The sequence below is a fragment of the Edaphobacter sp. genome (assembly GCF_035532915.1).
GTDB lineage: Bacteria > Acidobacteriota > Terriglobia > Terriglobales > Acidobacteriaceae > Edaphobacter.
The window spans coordinates 1-2,718 of record NZ_DATKQC010000008.1 but is presented as its reverse complement, the minus strand read 5'-3'; the positions used below and the strand labels follow the sequence as shown (position 1 = coordinate 2,718).

The following is a 2,718-nucleotide window of genomic DNA, read 5'->3' as shown; positions in this document are numbered from 1 at the left end:
TGACTCAGCGGAGGCAGTTCTGTTGGCGGACCGTAGCGGAAATGCAATCAAGATTCCCTACGTCTTCAACCAATTGAACCGCAAGCTGGCCCGCTGGGCGTTTCGTGCCTGCACGAGCGCGGATCTGAAGCTGCCATCGTTTGCTCTCGCAGACGACGGCGTCCTGATCGAACACCGAGGGAAGATTCTCTCGGCGTCCGATTGGATACCTGAAGACAGCTCGATCACATCGTTGACGGCTGAGAAGGGCCTTTGCGTCCGGTATCCGATTCGGATGCAGGAGGATCTTCTGCCCATCCGTCATCTCACCAACGAAGAGCTTGTTCCGGCGCTCAAACAGGCGCTGGGAACAGCCGACCTCGATGAAACGTTGGTCGCAACCATTCTTGAACGGCAACTCCGGATGGAGGGAACCTACATCCTCCATTCGAAGACTGCAAGCAAGAACGGCGGCGACTTCGACTTCGACACCATTTGCGTGATGCCGTCCGATCAGTTCCCGAAGTTCGTTGCGGGAAGGATCGCGTATGGGCAAAAGTTCCGGCAGGAAAAGACGAAGCACCAGAAAGCCAAGTCTCCCTGGTGGAATGCCTGCCCGGTTGCCATGAAGGCGCGTGGAAACCGGATCGGCTCAATCACCGATCTGAAGACCTCATGCCTTTCGGCGGGACGGCCAGACCTGGCCTACAAGCTCGTCGAGCAACTGCAGAACGCACTCGATTCCCTTAAACACAGGGTCGAGATCGATGAATCCGTTGTCAGTGAAATCAGGAAGGAGGTAGCACCGGCGCCCTGGCTCCGCTACAAGCGTGAGCGGAGAGTGTCGGACCTGCCGTCCCATCTTGAAGTCGCGGATACGGATAAGGTTGGGAGGCTCTATAACGTCCTGCGCAAGGAGGTTGGCTTTCTTCCCGACGAAACTGGGAACGGTTTCGAAGAGAAGATGTCCATCGAAGACTTCCGAGGACTCTTTTCGGGTGAAACCGTTACTCGGGAGATGTTCGAGGAATGCCAGTTGATCAATTCCATCTACGGGGATATCGCAAGTCGGATTGTCCAGCGCGAGGATGAAGTCAAACAGCAACTCAAAGACGCTCAAGCGCAGTGGGAAGTTGTACGCGGGAGCGAGGACAAGGAGAAAAGAAAGTCTGCAGTGCTTGCGCGAAACAAGGCGCAGGCAGCCCTGTGGGAACACGAACAGGACGCACGGGATCAGTTCAGCTCGTTGCATCTATTCGTTCACTACTGGGCGCAAGGTAAACAGGAGAACCGTCGGGCATGGGCGCAGGCGATGAACGGTGTCGTCACAGGTGGCTCGGGTTCCGGCGCTGTCCTCTTCCAGTCGTTTCCGCAAGAGGTGATCGATGCCTTCGCGGAGGTTACCGGTGGTCAGCGGGTACGTGTGCGACTTCCGAAAACTGTGAACGGCTATATCTGGTTCGACGATGAGCAGCGGGCATTTCTGGTCGAGCGGATGGCGAATCCTCAAGGCCCGGAGTGTGAGAAGAGAGTATTTCTCTTCCAGTACGCGGGAAAGCGCTCGCTTGTTTTCGAAAACACGAGTGTTCCCAATTCAATGGAGCATTCCTAACCGGCAAAAGAGAAGCTGTGGCCTCGCGCCCCGGCTTCTCTTTTTCTTTTTGTGACTCACCCCGCGCCCAGGGAGGCCGCTATGAAGACGATCACGATCCTTTTTCTTGCTCTCGGTGCGATCGCGGCCGGGGCGCAGACGACCAGCCAAAGCCAGATCCGTCATATCGAGACGTCACTCAATCATCTGACGGTTCTCGAATTCGGCGAATCCGTGACGACGCTTGCCATCGCCGATCCAGACAGCTTTCAGGTCGAGCGACATGACGACAAGGTTTTTGTGAAGCCTCTCCGGGAGGGCGTGTCCACCAATCTATTCGTCTGGACCGCGTCGCGCGAGCTGAGCTACGAGCTCGATCCGGCGGGCCAACTCGCTCACATGGATGTCTTGGTTCGCACCGAACCTGCGCTCAACCCGCATAGCAGCGCGCAGGCGTCGGCCGAGCCGTCAGATGTAGAGATTCGCAAGATCGCTTCGCTGGTACTTACGCAGGCAATGATGGGAGTCGAAGACGTCGTGCATGACGCGGAAAAACCCGCCACGGGGCGCGTGTCGGTCGTTCTAGAACAGGTCTATCGCGCGAAGGATCGTATCTATATTCGCTATTCGGTAGCCAACGAGACCAAGGCTCCCTTCCGGGTCACGACTCCGGATGTGTGCGCCCCTGTCCCGACCGAGCACCCTATCTCGCTCGTGAGCCTCAGAAATCATCAGATCACGTCTCGGACCTTCAGGACCTTCAAAGCGAAACAGGTTTCAGGCATCGATGTGATGCAGGCCGAGTCAGGTACGCGCGATCTTGCGCCGGGAGAAAAGACGATGGGGGTAATCAGCATTGGAACTTCCACGGACAACCCTCCGCAGGTTTATCAGTTGAACTTCGGCGCTGACCAAAACGGACCTCTGAAGGTCGAGGCGGTTCTCTAGTGATGGACGCACATGGCTATATTTCGCCGGACGAAGTGCGCCAGGCACTGAGACAGATCTACTTGAGCGATGCCGAAACCAGTCTGCAAGGCTCCCTCCTCGAATCTTTTTCTGATGAACTCAAACCCATCGATGAGAAGGGCCACTGGAAACCCAGTCCACTGCTCATTCTCACGTTGGTTTTGCTGTGTGCTCTGCTT

General features: G+C 56.5%; 3 protein-coding genes. All 3 read left to right on the top strand.

Features of this window, described 5'->3' with window-relative positions; translation table 11 throughout:
- Window positions 1-1,591, top strand: a 1,591-nt coding sequence (locus VMU57_RS00305; RefSeq protein ID WP_325379597.1) for a hypothetical protein, incomplete at its 5' end; no start/stop codon positions are given.
- An 81-nt stretch (window positions 1,592-1,672) separates the two neighbouring features.
- The gene (locus VMU57_RS00300; protein WP_325379595.1) at window positions 1,673-2,518 is read left to right on the top strand and encodes a TrbG/VirB9 family P-type conjugative transfer protein; all 846 of its coding nucleotides are present in this window, start codon (window positions 1,673-1,675) and stop codon (window positions 2,516-2,518) included.
- A gap of 2 nt (window positions 2,519-2,520) precedes the next feature.
- Window positions 2,521-2,718, top strand: a 198-nt coding sequence (locus tag VMU57_RS00295; protein WP_325379593.1) for a hypothetical protein, incomplete at its 3' end; no start/stop codon positions are given.

What these genes read in the sequence shown, in the direction of transcription:
- VMU57_RS00300 (WP_325379595.1), top strand. Translation starts at nt 1,673, where the DNA reads ATGAAGACGATCACGATCCTTTTTCTTGCTCTCGGTGCGATCGCGGCC.